This window comes from Psychrobacter sp. CAL346-MNA-CIBAN-0220 (genome assembly GCF_040309805.1).
In the GTDB taxonomy this organism is placed as follows: domain Bacteria; phylum Pseudomonadota; class Gammaproteobacteria; order Pseudomonadales; family Moraxellaceae; genus Psychrobacter.
Genome location: NZ_JBEOPF010000058.1, coordinates 1 through 358, shown reverse-complemented (window position 1 = coordinate 358; position 358 = coordinate 1). Strand labels below are relative to the sequence as shown.

1 protein-coding gene is annotated in these 358 nt (G+C 42.2%); it reads right to left on the bottom strand.

What is annotated here, in order from left to right; genetic code table 11:
• A partial coding sequence (locus AAEY88_RS12685) for an FKBP-type peptidyl-prolyl cis-trans isomerase N-terminal domain-containing protein (RefSeq protein WP_350562954.1) occupies positions 1 to 292 on the bottom strand: 292 nt, incomplete at its 3' end.
• Between the last annotated feature and the right edge of the window lie 66 nt (positions 293 to 358).

Sequence of the window (358 nt, the reverse complement as noted above, 5' to 3'; positions counted from 1 at the left end):
TCGTAATACCGTCACGCTTAGCATTTTCAGCTAGGAATGTATCACCTTCAGCGGCAGCAGCTTCTGCAGCAGCTTCTTGTGCTTCTTGTAAACGACGACTAATTTCAGTAAATGCAACTTGAAGCTCTTCCATTGATACTGCGCTTTCTTTACCGGCAAATGCATCAGCAAGACCAGCTTGAACAGCAGGGATATCAATACCTTCAAAAGAGTTTGCTGCTAGTTGCTCGCCCATTTGACGACCTACACCGTAGCTAGCATGCTGTTCCATTGTGCTGAACAAATCTGACATAATAATTTTCTCTCAATAAACATAAAAAATTCGCACCAGAGTTTATCACAATTAACTGCGTCAATG